Genomic DNA, 16,969 nt, shown 5'->3' with positions numbered 1-16,969 from the left:
TGCTTTTCTTAGGTGGGAGATAACGGCTGATACGCCCCTGGATAAGTTCTTCTAAGACTCAGCTGGAGATAAGTATTCTTCATAAGCAAACTCCACCTGAGTCTAAGAATCACTTGATAAATTCCATTTCCCACTTATAGTATCCTGTCTTATCATCTCTTACATATTTTAAGTAAGCTGCATAAGTGGTTCCCTTCTTACTCTTTAAATTTCTAAATCCAACTTTTCCGTTTTTAAGTAACAATTCAATCATTTGACTAGTAACTTTTCTGCCTATGGAGGCTATAAATTTATCATTTTTCCATACAGTAAAGTTACATCCGTTTTTCCAGTTGGTACATCCAAATCCCTTATCATTTTCAACTACAGGGTTACCGCATATAGGACATGCACCTAAACTTTCTGTACCATTTGGCACTTCTACCTTAAAATTCTTAAGCATTGATGTATCTTTTTTAATTAAATCCACCGCATTAATAGTAAATTCCTTAATCATACTTAAGAATTCATCCTTCTTAAACTTACCCTTTTCTATATCAGATAAGGTTTTTTCAAGTCTTCCTGTATACTCTAAGTCTAAAAGTTCCTTAGCAGGAAAAATCTCAATTAATGTCTTTCCAAGCTCAGTACAAGTAAGACTCTTTCCCTTAGCCTGTATATAAGAAGCATCCTTTAATTTCTTTATTGTTTCCGCTCTTGTGGCAGGTGTTCCTATACTAAATCCACTTAATATGGAAGCCATCATTTCTTCTGTGTCTTCTTCATCTTTAAAGCTCTTTCCACAGGTCTCCATAACTCTTAAAAGGGTTTTTTCATTGTGAAGCTTTGGCGGCTTTTTAGTAACAGTATTTACTTTGCCGTCAGTTACATCTACAATTTCTTTTTCTGATACCATTGGTAAAATTGTATCTTTAGTTTCTGTTTTTTCTACAATGCGCCATCCTTCAACTATTTGAACTTTTCCCTTTGATACAAATACTCCTTTAACGCTGCTTTCATTAACTTTAGATACCAGTTTAGTTTCTTCATATTCAGCTATTGGCAAAAACTGCATTATAAATCTATTTTTTATTACAGTATATACAATTTCTTCATCTTTATTCAATCCAGTAGGTTTCATATAAGTTGGAACTATAGCACTGTGACTTTCTACCTTTGAATTATCAAATATTCTCTTATTGTCAATAAACTTAATTTGACTTTCATAAGGCAGTCCCTTTTTAATTACATCCAATACTTTTTTTGTTCTATCTTTTAAACTTTCCTCTAACGCAACACTGCCTGTTCTTGGATAGGTTATAAACTTCTTTTCATAAAGGGATTGTGCCACTTTTAATACTTTATCAGAGGTCCATCCTTTATATTTACTTGTAACATATCCTTGTAAATTTGATAAGTTAAATAAAAGCGGCGCATAATCTTTTTTCTTTTCTACCTGTTTTTCTATAATTTCTCCACTTTTATCTTTTAGAAGTTTAGCTATATTTTCTGGAATTTCTTTATCATCAAACTTTTCATTATCATTTTCATAATAAGTTCCTTCAAATTCCTCGTTGTTTTTAGTCTTAAAAGTTGCTATTAATTTGTAGTAAGTTGAAGACTCAAAGTTTTCGATTTCTTTATCTCTATCATAAATTATTTTAAGTGTTGGCAGCAAAACTCTTCCTATGTTTAATATCTTCTTATCATTTGGATTATATCTAAGGGTTGCAACGGAGGTTAAATTTATTCCTATTATCCAATCTGCCCATTGCCTGCCTATACCTGCATCTTGAAGTGATTTCATTTCTTCATTAGGTTTTAAATTTGTCATACCCTTTTTTACTTCTTCTGCCGTCCACTCATTTAATAGTATTCTAAATACTGGCTTTTTTTCATTAAAATATAAGAACAATTCATCACCAATGACCTGTCCTTCTCTATCAAAATCCGTGGCGGATATAACTCCATCCACATCATCTCTATCTATTAAACTTTTAATTATATTAATTTGTTTCTCAGCACCTTTATCCACAGATGCTTTATGTACACCATCACATTTTACCTTATACTGAAATTTTTCTGGGATAAACGGAAACTTTTCTAGTCTCCATGCTTTCATATTTTCATCATAGTCTTTAGCATCATATAACTGCAAAAGATGACCAAATGCCCATGTAATTAAATAGTCATCTCCGTCAAAGTAACCATCCCTTCTGGTCTTTATATTAAATGCATCTGCAATATTTTTAGCTACGGAAGGTTTCTCTGCTATTATAACTTTTTTCATATTCTAGTCTTTCCTCCTGTTTGCCACATATTTATGTATTATGACAGTAAACATTATTATATCAAAAAAAGATATAATAATATAACTTTAAATTATATCATTTACAAACAAACCGAATTAAAATACACTCAATAATTAATTCAAATTAATTATTGAGTGTATTTTTATAAATAGCAATTTAGTTTAATTACAAGAATCATCTTCTTTAAGCTTTTCTTTTCCTCGTTGAAGTACCTTTTTAAAAATCTGTTCAGCACCTTTATAATGCTTCTCGGTAAGCGTCATAGCCAATTGATAATCATTAGCTCTAAATGCATCTATTATTTGTTTATGTATCTCAATACCGTCTTCCTGAATTTGAAATGTTTCCGGCTCATAATAATTTCTAACAAGCATTTCATGAAGAACGTTATATTCATCAAAAATTTTTTTCAATCTAGCATTTTTGGAATATTCAATAAATGCTTTATGAAATTTATAATCATAATCATAAAATTTATCAGTTCCTATATACTTTTCTTGAAGCAGCAAATACTCTTCTAAATGTTTGCAAACTTCTTCTATATTAGACTTTTCAAAAGACAATTTTATTCCAGTGTTAACTGCATACAAAAGCACTTCATTTATTTCAAGAAAAAAATCGTAATCAAAATCAACTACTGTTGCTCCAGAGTTATCAATAGATGTAATAAGTCCATCCTGATTTAAATGATTTATAGCATCTCGAATAGGAGATGAACTAACCTCAAATCTTTTTTGCAACGTTCTATTGACTAGTTTCGTTCCAAAAGGGATTTCCCTTTTTAATATTTCCATTTTTAATATATCGTAAATTTGATCACTTAAAGTTTTTTTGTTAATTAACACTCCACTACTCCTGTCTTTTTATTGATTAAAACAAACTAATAACTTGATATATTATACCATTAATACTTCATTATGTAAATAAAATGGGTGGAGTGCTACTCCACCACATTAGCTCTATTAAATTTAAAATGCTACTTTCATAAATAACGCAATTAAACATAAAATTGTTGCAAATGGTACGTAAAGGTATCTACCCATATTATACCATAAATCTCCTTGTTTCTTCTTAGCTCCTAAGTTAATCTCGTCAATTAAATCTTCCTTTTTCATAATCCAGAACCAAGATATGGCACCTAGAGTTGCTCCAATTGGAATAATATATATAGATATAATATCCATCCATGGCCCCCATTTGAATATAGGTTCCATATTAACACCTATACCAAAACAAATTATACAAAGTAATATTAACATAGGAACACGTTTTAATTTAGGAAATTTATGCATTAGTGATTCGCCAACTACTTCAAACATATTTTGTAGGGAGGTTACTCCACCAAATACTACTGCTGTAAATAATATTATTGCAAATACCCTGCCTCCTGGTATGTCTTGTAGTATTCTAGGTAAAGTTACAAAAAGAAGTCCTGGTCCTGACCCAACATCTACATTATATGCAAAACAAGCAGGTATAATAACTAATGCCGCTACTATTGCTGCAATTGTATCAAATATAGCAGTATTTTTTGCACCATCTATGATATCTTCGTCATCTGATAGATATGCACCATACACAATCATTCCGCTTCCAGTTACAGATAAAGAGAAAAATGCTTGACCCATAGCCCAAACCCAAACCATTGGATCTTTTAAAAATTCCCATCTTGGCATAAACATGAATTTATATCCTTCTGCTGCCCCTGGTAAGAATGCTACACGAATAGCAAGAACTATAAATAGTATAAAGAACAATGGCATCATAAACTTATTAGTCCTCTCAATACTATCTGCTCCAAGCGTCAATGTAAGCAATGTTCCGATAACTACTATTAGATGATATGGTACAACTGAATAATCTTTCATAGAAAATGATTCGAACCATATGCCTGTATCTACGGTCATGAGAGTACCAGTAACAGATTGTGCCAATCCTTTAAGTACATAGGCAATAATTGCTGCGTAACCTATTGCTATACACATAGAACCTGCAAGTGGAATCCATCCTACAATTTTGCCGATTCCTTCCTTGCCCCCAGATTTCCAAGCATTTTCATAAGCACCAAGTGTACCAGTTTTTGCTCTACGACCTATTGCATATTCTGCAGAAAGCCCTATATAGCTAAAAATGGCTATAAATATAAGATAAGCTACTAAAAATGCTCCACCACCGTTACTACCTAATTTGTAAGGGAATCCCCAAACATTAGCCATACCCACGGCAGAACCTACACATGCTAATATAAATCCCCATTTAGATTTAAACTTAGTAGCGTTTTGAGTATTTTGAGTATTTAGAGTAACTTCAGTTTTCATACATCTCCTCCCCATTTTTCAACCCCATAATAAAGGTCATTATAAAGTAATATCTTTTATTTATCCGATGGCAATCATCCGTAATACTCCCATCCTTTTAGGTGGGAGATAACGGCTGATACGCCCCTGGATAAGTTCTTCTAAGACTCAGCTGGAGATAGTATTCTTCATAAGCAAACTCCACCTGAGTCTAAGAATCACTTGATACTCAACATACCTTTTTGTACCATACTTATTATTCTATATTATCGGGCATGAAGCCTGATAATATAGAATAATAAATTTTTATTTTAATTTCCATTATTCTGCATAATCAAATTTTGCAGTGAAGAATCTTAATTGTGCAGGTTCATATATGAATTTAAGTGGTTTTATATCTTCTTTGTGTTTATATAAATTAATAACTGATTCAGCTACAACATCCATATGTCTATAAGTGTAAACTCTTCTTGGAATAGTAAGTCTTACTGTTTCTAATTTTGGTTTATGATTTTCACCTGTCTTCACATCTCTACCAGCAGAAACTATACCACGTTCCATTGATCTAACACCAGAGTCAATATAAAGTGATGCTGCTAGTGATTGAGCTGGATATTGTTCTTGATCTAGATGCGGACAAAATCTTCTTGCATCTAAGAATACAGCGTGTCCACCAACTGGTTCAACTATAGGAACCCCTGCTTCTTTTAATCTATTTCCAAGATATCTAACTTGTTTTATTCTATGTTCTATATATTCTTCTTGCATTGCTTCTCTAAATCCAATTGCTATTGCCTGCATATCACGTCCAGTCATACCACCATAGGATGGCATGCCTTCATAAACTACTACTATTTCCTTAGCTTTTCCAAATAATTCTTCATCATTAATTGCTAAGAATCCACCAATATTTACGATACCATCTTTTTTACCTGACATAGTAGCACCATCAGAATAACTAAACATTTCATGCACTATATCTTTAATTGAAACGTTTGCATATCCTTCTTCTCGTTCTTTGATAAAATATGAATTCTCAACACATCTAGTAGCATCATAGAATACCCTAATTCCATGTTTTGCTGTAAGTTCTCTAACAGCTTTCATATTAGCCATGGAAACCGGTTGTCCACCTGCTAAGTTTACAGTAACAGCAAGGCATACATAAGCTATGTTTTCTGCACCTTTTTCTTCAATAAGTTTTTCTAATTTATTAATATCAATATCACCTTTAAAAGGAACGTCTATACTTGCATCGTGAGCTTCATCTCTGATTATATCTACGAAAATACCTCCATTTTTTTCTTGGTGATATCTAGTAGTTGTAAAATACATATTTCCTGCTACATATTGTCCTGGTTTAATAGCTATAGTTGAAAGAATGTTTTCTGCACCACGTCCTTGGTGAGTAGGAACAACATGCTTAAATCCAAATAATTCTTTTATAGTTGATTCCAAAAATATCCAGTTTTTACTACCAGCATAAGCTTCGTCACCTATCATCATTCCTGCCCACTGAGCATCACTCATAGCATTAGTTCCTGAGTCAGTAAGTAAATCAATATATACATCCTCTGATCTTAAGTTGAATGTATTATATCCAGCTTCTTTCATAGCGATTTCACGTTCTTCTCTTGAAATCATTTTAACAGGTTCAACACTCTTAATCTTGAAAGGTTCTGCAGGGTACTTGCTTAAATCCATATAATCCATAATAAAACTCCTCCTTGAAATTCAATCTATATTTTATATGATGCATCATACATCACCAACCATAATTATTGTATAATGAAATATATGGAATGTCAAGAAATAAATGGTAATTTATTCTAAATTATTTTTGTCTTAATTAACTTCGTAATTTTAAAAAAATAAGTATTGAAAACAATGACTTATATGTATAAATGTGGTACTATATGTATAATGATCATCCATACTCAATCATCGACCAAATACAATTTTTTGGAGGACAAATCTTGAAGAAAAGTTCTAATCAATTTTTATTAATCTCCTTTATAATAAGCTATACATGCTTTGGTTTAATAATCTATTATAAAGTTATATTTAACGACATATTCTCCAATCCCCTTTATTTATTTATTTTTATTCTTGGATGCTTAGGCCCACTTATTTCAGCATTCTTGGTGCACATTTTAAACAAAGAGATTTTAGGTGGAGTAAAAGGATTTATAAATAAGTTAAAAACAATTAACGCTCCAAAAAATATTATTTTAATACCAATATTTCTAGGAGCGCATTATGGCTTTGCCATACTTTTAAAAAGTGTATATAAATATGGTAATTTTACAGATTTCTTTTTTTACCTACCCATCATAATAGTAATATTGGGTTCTCAAGAAATTGGCTGGAGAGGAATAGTACAACCAGCAAATGAAGAGAAAAGTGGATTTTGGAAGTCTTCTATTTCAACAGGACTTTTTTGGTCATTGTGGTTCTTACCACTTATTTATATACCAAAGTTTATTGTACTTCCACAGTTTTATGCACAATTCTCAGCATATTTGGTTGGAATAAGTATATTATTAACTACTCTTTATAAGACAAGCGGCAGTATTATGTATTGTATGATATTATCCAGCTTCATTTTTTCATTACTCCCAGTTATTATCTTAAAGCAAAGTTTTATGCTTGTGGTAATAGCATTAGTTGATGCAATAATTGCAAATACATTTAGGACAAAATTTTTACCTGAAAAATTAAAAATATAAATAAGGAACTATTTGCAGTGATAAGCCAATGCTTAATATTAAGCATTGGCCTACTTTCTTTTTATATAAGACTCTGCATTTTAATATTTGCCTATGTTTTAAATCAATGTTGAAAATTAATATATTATTGTAGATATGCTATAGTTAAACCATATATTGGTAAGGGGGACATTATTTGAGAAAATATTATATTGACAATATACGAACATTAGGGATTTTATTACTATTTCCATTTCACACCTCTCGTATATTTAACTCATTTGAAACCTTTTATGTAGTTGGAAATCCAAGCGTTATTTGTGATAATTTTATAAGAATTTCCTCAGAGTGGTTTATGCCACTATTGTTTGCAATTGCAGGAATTAGTGCTTCATTAGCCATGGAGAAATATTCAATCAAGCAATTTATTAAGGAACGTTTTTTTAAACTCTTTATTCCATTTATGTTTGGAGTTATTTTAACAGTTCCTATTCAAACATTTTTTGCTGAAAAACAACATAATGGGTATACGGGAAATTATTTTCAGCAGTACATATTATTTTTTACTAAAAAAACTGACTTAACTGGATATAGTGGTGGTTTTACTCCTGCACATTTATGGTTTTTACTGTTTTTGTTTGTTATTTCATTAGTATCATTACCTCTAATAGTTCTTTACAAAAAATCCGACAAAAAAATCAACGAAAACAAATTTAATTTATGGACAATACTACCATTATTTTTATTTAACTTTTTCCTAAGTGTTTTTGAAATTGGTGGACAAAGTTTTGGTAAATATCTATCATTTTTTCTATTAGGTTATCTAATTTTAAGTACCAATGGTGCTATAAAACTGTTAGAAAATAAACGCTTAATTTTAACTACTTTGGCAATTACATTTTCTGTTATCCGTATGATTATGATTTATACGATAAATTTTGAAAATGTTTCATTTGAAATTAATTTCTTATCTTCGGCATTTAATCATTTAACTACATGGGTTATAATTTTAGCCGTTTTTGGCTTAGGAAAATGCTATTTGGATTTTTCTAATAGTATTTTAGATTACTTTTCTAAAGCCTCTTTTCCTATTTACATTTTTCATCAAACTTGGTTAGTAGCAATTGGTTATTATGTCATAAGTGTTGTTAATAATGGATTAATACAGTTTAGTATTATTATGATTTTAACCTTTATAGCAAGTGTTTTAACCTATGAGATTATACGACCAGTACCAATTGCAAGATTTATGTTTGGATTAAAAAAATAGCAAAATATTGACAAGAACAAAAAAAATAATTTATATAGAAGATTAGTTCATAATTATTAAAATACGAATTAAGGAAAGTAAAATAACTTTCCTTAAAATTTACTATAAATTCAACACTATACTAAAACATAGCCTAATATTTTATGAAAAGTAAAAAACAGCCTTTCAGCTGTTTTTACTTCACTCCCATTTGTTGTTCGCTGCACCCGGAAGCGCAGCATTAGGAAATTTTTACTGGTTCTATCTTAAAATTTGATTCAGCCAATATTTCTGGCCAAGCTTCAACCATTTTATATAGTTTATTTTTCTTATCCTGTGTTAAACTGTTCCATGAAACAAGGTCAGAATCAGTTTTTTTCTTGCTGTCCTTAACTTTGCCATACTTCCAGCCACACTCTTTTCTATATCTATACCAGTACATATGCTCATTTTTAGCTAAAGTCTCTAATTCTTTAGTTGTAAATTTTTTAAATTCCGGTTTATCTTTAACTGAAACAATATCATAATTAATTTTAATTAAAGCGTTTGGAATATTTTTAGCTTGCTTGCGATTAGAGTTTTTAAGCTCCTCACTAAGCTCCTGCCAAGGCTTTATGCAATTCTCATCCATATTTTCGTTATTTGCATTAAGCATTCTATATTTTTCATGAATTGCCATTGCAATACTTTCAATTTTTTCACCATAAAATGCATCATGCATTAAATGACGTAAGAATTGTTCTCCATCTACATGAAGCTTTAGCTGTTCTTCAGAAGGCAAACATGATTGCTCCCATTTTGTAGCGTTAGTCAGCGTACTCATATCCAATATAGCTTCCATAGATCTTGATTCATGTTTGTATCTTGGAATTTTAAGCATTGCTCTTAACACTCCATTGTCCATTTGAGCCTCTCCATTATCATTTATAAGATGCGGCACTTTACGTTCCAATAATGAACGCAGTAGTATTGCTCTTCTAATTATAAACAACTGATCCAATTTTTCATCTGTTTGATTTGGCCCCATAATGTTTACATAGCCTCTTAAACGACTTACAAAATCCGGCCCTTTAGCACTTTTAAATTTTAATAAAAACTGTCTTTGTTCTTCTTTATCTTCTATATCTTCTCCACAAAATTCACTAAATGTACTGCTTGTTCCACCTGCAAATGCAAAGATAGCTTTTCCAATAGGATGAATAGAATCCCCTTCTCTAAATACACCATCCTGCATAGGGGCTAGGAAGTATTTGAGCCATCCAATGTTTCCGTCAAAAGCAGAATCAAATTCATCAAAAATCACAAGTGGAATTTTTCCTTCCAGTACAATATCTCTTACTTTATGAAAAGCATTGACTAAATCCATTGTGGATCTAAATTGCGATAAATTAAAATCTATCTTTTTAATTAGGTTTGATGCAATACTGTTAGCCACTTCAACTATACCAAAGGACTTTCCAGATCCAGGGGTACCAAATATAGCAATTGAAAGAGGACGTACAGTATTTTTATTTGAAATATACTCCAGCATAAGATTTTCTATACTCTTATAACTCTCAATCTCTGTTTTATCTACAGTTGTTAAATTTCCAAACTTGGCTATTGGTATAGACTTAAGTGAATTTTCAACTCCATTCTTAACAATATCATAAGCTATCTCTGCTAAGCTTGTAGAGCTTTTATCTTTTAAAATATACCAGCTAGAATTAGGAGAAACAGGCACTATTGCATCCTGAACATGATCTCTATGTATAAAATCCTCTTCCTTTTCAATAAATATTTCTAAGCTGGGGAATATATATTCTTCCACATTTTCCCCAAACCCTTCAAGGAAGTATTTATGCGCAGAAACAATTCCTTTACGAATACCCATGTTTATTGATTCTGATATTTCTTCATTATCTTGATTTCCTGAAACAATGGTGCTTGCAAGCCCTGCAACAAAGCAAGAGGTAAGTCCGTACATTTTACCTTGGGGCTCCTTAACAAAACCACCTTCAAATTCATATGGCAGAAAATACAACTTAACTTCACGTACATCTTCATTCTTATAATAAATAGCGCCTTCAAGTCCAAAAGGAACTATAATATGACGGCAGGTTGCCAGGAATGCAAGATTAGGATTGTTGTTAATTTGCCATACAAAATCCTGAGCTGTTTTTTCCCATGACAGACCTTTACTTATATTAACCCCTTTAGAACGCAAATCATCAGCATTTACAATTACTATTACATTTTCATCGTTAAGTCCCTGAATATGTTTCCAAAGTTTACTAGAATCAATAACGTTACTCATCTTATATAAGATTATTGGTGACTTTTCAGATGATTTTAAAGCTAATGGCCAAAACTTTTCATTAGAGTTAAAACCATTATTTTCATCATCTATTATGATTATATCTGCATCAGGATCATCATTTACAATAGGAAGCAGTTTAGCTACCCCGTCTTTTGGGCCTGTAAATCCCATCAAACGGCTTATCCTGTAAACTTTTTTATCATTATTTTTATCGCCGTATACAGGGAAACGATCTAATTCTGCAGTAGAACGAAGGATTTCTCCTGATAAAGTTAACTCCATATTCTCAGTACTCGGTGATATCACCGAAGCCCCAGTTGATAAAGCTACCAGCTTTGATAGAAGTAAAGCTTCTCCTGAACTAAAAGCGCTGTGCATATTTAAATGGGCTTGCCAATTCAACCCTACATTTGTGCTAGGATATGTTAGCCATTGTAACTGATTTACACATATATCACCTGATACTACAATTTTTATATTTTTATTATCCATATTTAAACTCCTATAACATTTGAATTTCTATTTAATATTATACTAGATTAGCTGAAAATAAAAAGTAGCCTAAGCCATATTTGTTATTCTTTTTCTATTATTATCCTACTAATCTTTTAATTTCTGCTTCTGTCAAGGATCTATACTGACCTTTGTTTAGTGATTCATCTAACATTAATTCTCCAATAGAAACCCTCTTTAAACTTACCACATAGCATCCCACTGCCTTTAACATACGTTTAACTTGGTGCTTACGTCCCTCAGAAATAGTAAGATATCCAGATACTATAGGCTGGTTATAATGTTTTGAATCTATATTGTGTAAATTATCAATAGGTATTTCATGTTTAAATTCCTCATATGCTCCGTACTTGTCTACTTTTATTTTTGCAGGTTTTGTTAATATTTTGCCTTTCCCAATATAAACTCCCTGCTCTAATGCCCTTATATCTTCCTCTTCTAAAGAACCAAGAGCCCAAAAGAAATAGGTTTTTTCAACATGTTTTTGTGGACACATTAATTTATGTTCAAATTCGCCATCATTGGTAAATAGCAATAGTCCTTCTGTATCCTTATCTAATCTTCCAACATGAAATAATCCATCCACGTTAACATCCTCAAAATAATCAAATACTGTTTTATTAACTACATCTCTTTTTGCAGTAATGCAGCCTGCAGGCTTATTAAACATATAATATACTTTTTCCACATACCGGATTGTTTTACCAAGATACTCAATAACATCGATATTTTCATTAATTTCTATAGAAGGTTCTGTTATCACTTCTCCATTTACCTTTACCATACCTTCTTTGATATAAATTCTAACTTCTTTTCTTCTTCCAACGGATGATTGTGCTAAAAATTTATCTAATCTCATATTTTACTGCTTCTCTTTCTTTGAAAAATTATTTTATTAATCATCAAATCTTGTTTTCACTTGTTTTATTATACACAAAAATACCCTATAGTATAGAACTTTTTTAGTGTCTATGCTATAAGGTATATTTAAGTAATCTAAAATTATGGATGTATAAGTTCAAAAGAAATAATAGCCACACAATAAATACAATCATAGTATAATATGTATATAAAATGGTAGATATAGTAATATATTATTCATTAAGTTTGAGAATGAAGGGGGAAATATAAAATTGAGTGAAGTGGATAAGCGTAATCGGCTTGATGAAGAACCTTTTTCATACAATATTTCAAAAGATAACAAAGTTTTTATATACTGGCATGGAAAACAAGTGACAATCTTAAAAGGAAAGGAAAGTAATAAATTTTTAGCACGAATAAAAAATGCAGACTTAAAGGAAGCTCAATTAATTATGGCAAAGGTCACAGGAAATTTTAAGCATGGCAATGAAAAAAAATAATATTAAACATTATAAACATTACTTCTCGATTTTCCATAATTATGTATTAACAGGCAGCCTGAATTTAAGTTAAAATTGGACTACCTGTTTTTAGTGTGTATATATCAACAATTTAGTCTAACAGAGCCTACAATTTTTTTATATTTTCTAATCCCTCTATTATCTTTTGCTTTGAAAAGTTATACTTCATAAGTTTGCTTTCATCCCATTTGTTGATTTCCTCATAAAATGATAGTGCTATTTCATAACTTCGCTGTGTCTTACGTGATTTTATTGCTTCAATTATCATACTTTCTGCCTCATTGATCTTACCTTCATGAATGTATTTGTTAATCATAATTTCTAATAATCCATCTTCTGAAATAATTACATTATTTTTGTCTAATTTAATATTACTTTCTACAGCGTCTTTCCCTGCAACAATAGCAACTAACATTTGTCCAATTGACGTTATTAATCTTTTTATATAATCATTCTCATTCATTTACAAATTCTCCTATGAATTAACTTTTTATAGTGCATGCTTACATGATACACAATACTGTTCAATCTTATCTCAATTAATTTAAACCAATATAAAAGAGTGCAAAAAATAATGCAATTTTGCACTCAAAAGTTGTTGTATTACTTAGAATTAAACGCAGCTTATTTCTTTATTCTTTTTAACATTAAGCTTCAAATCCTGCTATTCCAATGGCTCCAGGACCACCATGTGTTGATATTACGCAGCCTGTTTGAGTCCATATGATTTTTTTGAAACCCTTTTCTTTTGCAATATTCTCCATCTGCTGCTTTATTTGTTCTTCAAGTCCCAAAGAATATAAAAAACAAAGCCCCTCTTTATCAAAATTGTATCTTTCAAGATATTCATTTAAATATTTCTCAGTAATACGACTCATTGTACCGCGAAATTTTTGAGTTGCAACCAATTTTCCATCCAAAATTTCAATTAGTGGTTTTAGTTTAAGGATAGATGCACCTAAATAAGCTGCATTGGATAAACGTCCTCCAGCCTTAAGATATTCAAGATTGCCTGGAATAAACGAAACTCTTGCCCTAGACACAAAGAATTGAATTTTTTCAATTAAATCATCTGGATCAATATCTGGGTGTTTTTCAATGAGCTCAGCTGCTTTAAGAATGATTGCTGCTTCACCCCCTGAAACATTTAAAGAATCAACATGGTAAATATTTTTCATGCCATCAGAACCAATGAGTGCATTTTGATATGTACATGATGCTTTAGATGAATATCCGATGTAAATAATAATACAATCAGGGTTTTCTTCTGTTATCTTTTCAAACGCACACTGATATTCATTTGGATTTGTGGCTGATGTTGTTGGTATCTTTTTAGTTCTATTATAATAATCATAAACCTCTGTTACTGGTATAGAACCATCCTTATAATCTATATCATCCATGATTACATGCATAGGAAGTACATGAATTTTATGCAAATTTGCTAAATCTATAGGCAAATCTGCTCCACTTTCTGTTACTAAAATATATTTTTTCATAAGTTCTCCTTTTTTAAATTTACTATATATTTTATAGTTATATTATCATTTAAAGTTTTTGCTAAATCCACCCCTTTTATAAGGGGTTTAGAATTATTTTCTATTATTATATCATATCCATTATTTGGTTGAAACAAAAAAACACCAGAAACTTGTCTGGTGTATGATTTCCCTATTTTTCCCAGGGGTCTGGCCCCAATTTAAAGGTTTCTTTTAGTGCAGGATATAATCTACTAAATATATCATAAAATTTATTATACTCTTCAACCTGAAGCTTGTCCTGCTCTACTACTTCTGTGACCTTAATTAATTTACTACATGCTTCATTTACAGAACTAAACTTTCCACATCCTACTGATGCCAAAATAGCAGCTCCGTAGGCTGGTCCTTCTTTAGAGTTTATCACTGAAACCTTAGTGTCAAATACATTTGCAAGTATACTTTTCCAAAGCAGACTTTTTGAGCCACCGCCGCTTACTCTTATCTCCTCTACAGGTACATTAAGGCTTCTTAATATTTCTAAAGAATCTCTTAATCCAAAGCACACCCCTTCAAGTATAGCCCTTGTCATATCTCCTCTTTCATGAGTCATATTAAGTCCAAAAAAAACTCCTCTAGCATTAGGATCATTATGTGGTGTTCTCTCTCCCATAAGATAAGGAAGAAATACCACCCCTTTGCTTCCTACAGGAGAGGCTTCTGCTTCCTTAAGCAGGTTATCAAAGGCCTCTTTACTGGTATCTTTATTTACGTTTTCCACCCACCATTTTAAAGAAGATGCCGCTGACAACATAACCCCCATTTGATGGTATTTGCCGTTGGAATGACAAAAGGAGTGAAGTCTATTATCCTCATCAACTTCATATAAATCACTAGTTGCAAAAACCACACCAGAAGTTCCTAAGGCAACAGAAATTATTCCTGAACTAACTGTACCTGTACCAACCGCCCCTGCTGCTTGATCTCCTGCTCCTGCTACAACAACGGTATCTTTAGAAAGTCCTGTATAGTGAGATACCTCTGGTAAAACTTTTCCTGTAGGCTCCCAGGATTCAAATACCTTAGGAAGCCATTCTTCTTTAATACACAGTATATCCTGCATTTCTTTAGACCAGCATCTATTTTTCACATCAAAAAATAGCGTTCCTGAAGCATCTGATACATCTGTTGCAAATTCTCCTGTTAACTTATATCTTATGTAATCCTTTGGCAAAAGTATATGAGCTATTTTTTTAAACACTTCTGGTTCATGTTTCTTTACCCACATAACTTTAGGCGCTGTGAATCCTGTTAATGCCATATTTCCTGTGCACTTGGATAACTTCTTCTGTCCTATTTCCTTATTTAAATGATCACACTCCTCCTGCGTTCTTTGATCACACCAAAGAATTGAGGGGCGTAACACCTTACCTTCTTCATCTAGTAAAACAAGTCCATGCATTTGTCCACTAAACCCTATACCTTTAATCTCATCACTTTTTATACTGATAGATGACATTAATTCCTTTAAGCCTTCCTTAGTTTCATTCCACCAAACTTCTGGTTCTTGTTCTGCCCAGGTTGCTTTTGGATAGCTTACTTCATAGCTTCTAGATAAAGAATGCTGAATTTCTCCACTTTCATCCATTAAGATTATCTTAACTGAAGAAGTTCCCAAATCTATTCCTATAAATTTCACCCTAATCACCTCAATTTCTATAAGTTGAAAATTAAAAATAGGATGCTAAAAGCAACTTCAAATCTACTTTATAGCACCCCATTTTAAAATATTATTTACTATCAGACATATACACGTCTACTAGAACTTCTGGCTTTGGCTTTGTTCCATTCTTTAAAAATCCATCTATATAATTTACTGCTTCTGCACCGATAAGTTTAAAGTCTTGAACTGCAGTTACTGACATTTTTCCTTCTTTAATTAGGTCGTATGCCTCTTTTGCTCCATCAAATCCAATAACTTTTATACCATCTTTTTGTCTGTTAGCTGTTTCAATTGCTCTAGCAATACCAACTGCCATTGTATCGTTTTCTGCAAATACTACATCAATATCTTTATGTTTTGATAATAAATCAGACATAGCAGCTTCCGCTGGTGCCATTGAGAAGTTACCTACAGCTGTATCTATAACCTTAAATTTACTTTTTGAATTTTGAGCTGGATCTATAACGCTTCTGAATCCGCCTCCACGTTCACGTTGAGGTGCAGTACCTATTATTCCTTCCATAATAACTACATTTCCACCTTCAGGCATTTTCTTTTCTAACCATTCTCCGCAAAGTTTTCCACCCTTTGTGTTATCTGTAACTAGGTAAGATAAAATTCCATCAACACCTTTTACAGTTCTGTCTACAGTTACAACTGGTATTTTTTGAGCTATAGCTTCTTTTAAAGCATTTGCTGTAGATGATTCATCTCCTGGGTTAATTATGATTGCATCAACACCCTTTTGAACAGCATCTTCTATTTGTGAAGGTTGCTTTGAAGCATCATTTTGTCCATCATATACTAATACTTCGTATCCTAATTCTTTTCCTCTGCTTTCAACTGAATCTTTTAATACATGGAAAAATGGGTTTCCTAAGTCTGCCATTAATAATGCAATTTTCTTACCTTTTGAGCTGTCAGCTCCTTTAGCTTCTTCTTTTTTAGCTGAACATCCAACTGTTCCAAGAACCATTACTAAAACAAGAAAAATAGAAGCTAGTTTTTTAATTCTTTTCATGTTAATAC

At 31.7% G+C, this 16,969-nt stretch carries 14 protein-coding genes; 3 read left to right on the top strand and 11 right to left on the bottom strand.

Translation table 11 applies throughout. The features are described 5' to 3' along the window. Positions 1-109: 109 nt before the first annotated feature. The 4 genes from CRN98_RS15840 to CRN98_RS15825 form a co-directional block, all read right to left on the bottom strand. Positions 110-2,269 (bottom strand): type IA DNA topoisomerase, encoded by a 2,160-nt coding sequence (locus CRN98_RS15840; protein ID WP_097028400.1) that lies wholly within the window; start codon positions 2,267-2,269, stop codon positions 110-112. 183 nt (positions 2,270-2,452) lie between these two features. Beyond that, the gene (locus CRN98_RS15835) at positions 2,453-3,136 is read right to left on the bottom strand and encodes a GntR family transcriptional regulator (protein ID WP_097028399.1); all 684 of its coding nucleotides are present in this window, start codon (positions 3,134-3,136) and stop codon (positions 2,453-2,455) included. A 123-nt stretch (positions 3,137-3,259) separates the two neighbouring features. Then, positions 3,260-4,609: a sodium-dependent transporter gene (locus tag CRN98_RS15830; protein ID WP_097028398.1), complete on the bottom strand. Its 1,350-nt coding sequence runs from the start codon at positions 4,607-4,609 to the stop codon at positions 3,260-3,262. Positions 4,610-4,909: 300 nt separating this feature from the next. Next, entirely contained in the window at positions 4,910-6,301 is a 1,392-nt protein-coding gene (locus CRN98_RS15825; protein WP_341455853.1) for a tyrosine phenol-lyase, read from the bottom strand. A 263-nt stretch (positions 6,302-6,564) separates the two neighbouring features. Here CRN98_RS15825 and CRN98_RS15820 point away from each other — a divergent pair, with 263 nt between their 5' ends. Further along, a complete protein-coding gene (locus CRN98_RS15820) occupies positions 6,565-7,317 on the top strand; it encodes a CPBP family glutamic-type intramembrane protease (RefSeq protein ID WP_179632208.1) in 753 nt (250 codons plus the stop codon). 175 nt (positions 7,318-7,492) lie between these two features. After that, entirely contained in the window at positions 7,493-8,566 is a 1,074-nt protein-coding gene (locus CRN98_RS15815; RefSeq protein WP_097028396.1) for an acyltransferase family protein, read from the top strand. Between the two features lie 220 nt (positions 8,567-8,786). On the opposite strand, the gene CRN98_RS15810 is transcribed toward CRN98_RS15815, so the two are convergent. After that, a complete protein-coding gene (locus CRN98_RS15810) occupies positions 8,787-11,336 on the bottom strand; it encodes a RyR domain-containing protein (protein WP_097028395.1) in 2,550 nt (849 codons plus the stop codon). A 100-nt stretch (positions 11,337-11,436) separates the two neighbouring features. Further along, entirely contained in the window at positions 11,437-12,216 is a 780-nt protein-coding gene (locus tag CRN98_RS15805; protein WP_097028394.1) for a pseudouridine synthase, read from the bottom strand. A gap of 283 nt (positions 12,217-12,499) precedes the next feature. Here CRN98_RS15805 and CRN98_RS15800 point away from each other — a divergent pair, with 283 nt between their 5' ends. Next, positions 12,500-12,718 carry a hypothetical protein gene (locus CRN98_RS15800; RefSeq protein WP_242961019.1) on the top strand — a complete coding sequence of 73 codons (219 nt, stop codon included), beginning with the start codon at positions 12,500-12,502 and terminating at the stop codon, positions 12,716-12,718. 127 nt (positions 12,719-12,845) lie between these two features. Here CRN98_RS15800 and CRN98_RS15795 read toward each other — a convergent pair whose 3' ends face one another. The 5 genes from CRN98_RS15795 to CRN98_RS15780 all read right to left on the bottom strand — a co-directional run bounded on the left by CRN98_RS15795 (position 12,846) and on the right by CRN98_RS15780 (position 16,961). Continuing rightward, positions 12,846-13,202, bottom strand: coding sequence for a DUF6483 family protein (locus tag CRN98_RS15795; protein WP_097028392.1), 357 nt, complete (start codon positions 13,200-13,202; stop codon positions 12,846-12,848). 184 nt (positions 13,203-13,386) lie between these two features. Continuing rightward, the gene (locus CRN98_RS15790) at positions 13,387-14,238 is read right to left on the bottom strand and encodes a DegV family protein (RefSeq protein ID WP_097028391.1); all 852 of its coding nucleotides are present in this window, start codon (positions 14,236-14,238) and stop codon (positions 13,387-13,389) included. Continuing rightward, positions 14,235-14,375 (bottom strand): hypothetical protein, encoded by a 141-nt coding sequence (locus CRN98_RS17815; protein ID WP_179632206.1) that lies wholly within the window; start codon positions 14,373-14,375, stop codon positions 14,235-14,237. The genes CRN98_RS15790 and CRN98_RS17815 overlap by 4 nt, the downstream gene beginning before the upstream one ends. A gap of 35 nt (positions 14,376-14,410) precedes the next feature. Continuing rightward, positions 14,411-15,916, bottom strand: a complete 1,506-nt coding sequence (gene xylB / locus CRN98_RS15785) for a xylulokinase (RefSeq protein WP_097028390.1) — start codon at positions 15,914-15,916, stop codon at positions 14,411-14,413. A gap of 91 nt (positions 15,917-16,007) precedes the next feature. Continuing rightward, the gene (locus CRN98_RS15780) at positions 16,008-16,961 is read right to left on the bottom strand and encodes a sugar ABC transporter substrate-binding protein (protein WP_097028389.1); all 954 of its coding nucleotides are present in this window, start codon (positions 16,959-16,961) and stop codon (positions 16,008-16,010) included. Positions 16,962-16,969: the final 8 nt, after the last annotated feature.

The organism is Clostridium peptidivorans (genome assembly GCF_900205925.1).
Taxonomy (GTDB): Bacteria; Bacillota; Clostridia; order Clostridiales; family Clostridiaceae; genus Clostridium_AK; species Clostridium_AK peptidivorans.
Note: the sequence above shows the minus strand (reverse complement) of the source record. Positions and strands in the feature narration are given on the sequence as shown.

What these genes read in the sequence shown, in the direction of transcription:
- CRN98_RS15830 (WP_097028398.1), bottom strand. Translation starts at nt 4,609, where the DNA reads ATGAAAACTGAAGTTACTCTAAATACTCAAAATACTCAAAACGCTACT.
- CRN98_RS15805 (WP_097028394.1), bottom strand. Translation starts at nt 12,216, where the DNA reads ATGAGATTAGATAAATTTTTAGCACAATCATCCGTTGGAAGAAGAAAA.
- CRN98_RS15795 (WP_097028392.1), bottom strand. Translation starts at nt 13,202, where the DNA reads ATGAATGAGAATGATTATATAAAAAGATTAATAACGTCAATTGGACAA.
- CRN98_RS15780 (WP_097028389.1), bottom strand. Translation starts at nt 16,961, where the DNA reads ATGAAAAGAATTAAAAAACTAGCTTCTATTTTTCTTGTTTTAGTAATG.
- CRN98_RS15840 (WP_097028400.1), bottom strand. Translation starts at nt 2,269, where the DNA reads ATGAAAAAAGTTATAATAGCAGAGAAACCTTCCGTAGCTAAAAATATT.
- CRN98_RS15825 (WP_341455853.1), bottom strand. Translation starts at nt 6,301, where the DNA reads ATGGATTATATGGATTTAAGCAAGTACCCTGCAGAACCTTTCAAGATT.
- CRN98_RS15790 (WP_097028391.1), bottom strand. Translation starts at nt 14,238, where the DNA reads ATGAAAAAATATATTTTAGTAACAGAAAGTGGAGCAGATTTGCCTATA.
- CRN98_RS15810 (WP_097028395.1), bottom strand. Translation starts at nt 11,336, where the DNA reads ATGGATAATAAAAATATAAAAATTGTAGTATCAGGTGATATATGTGTA.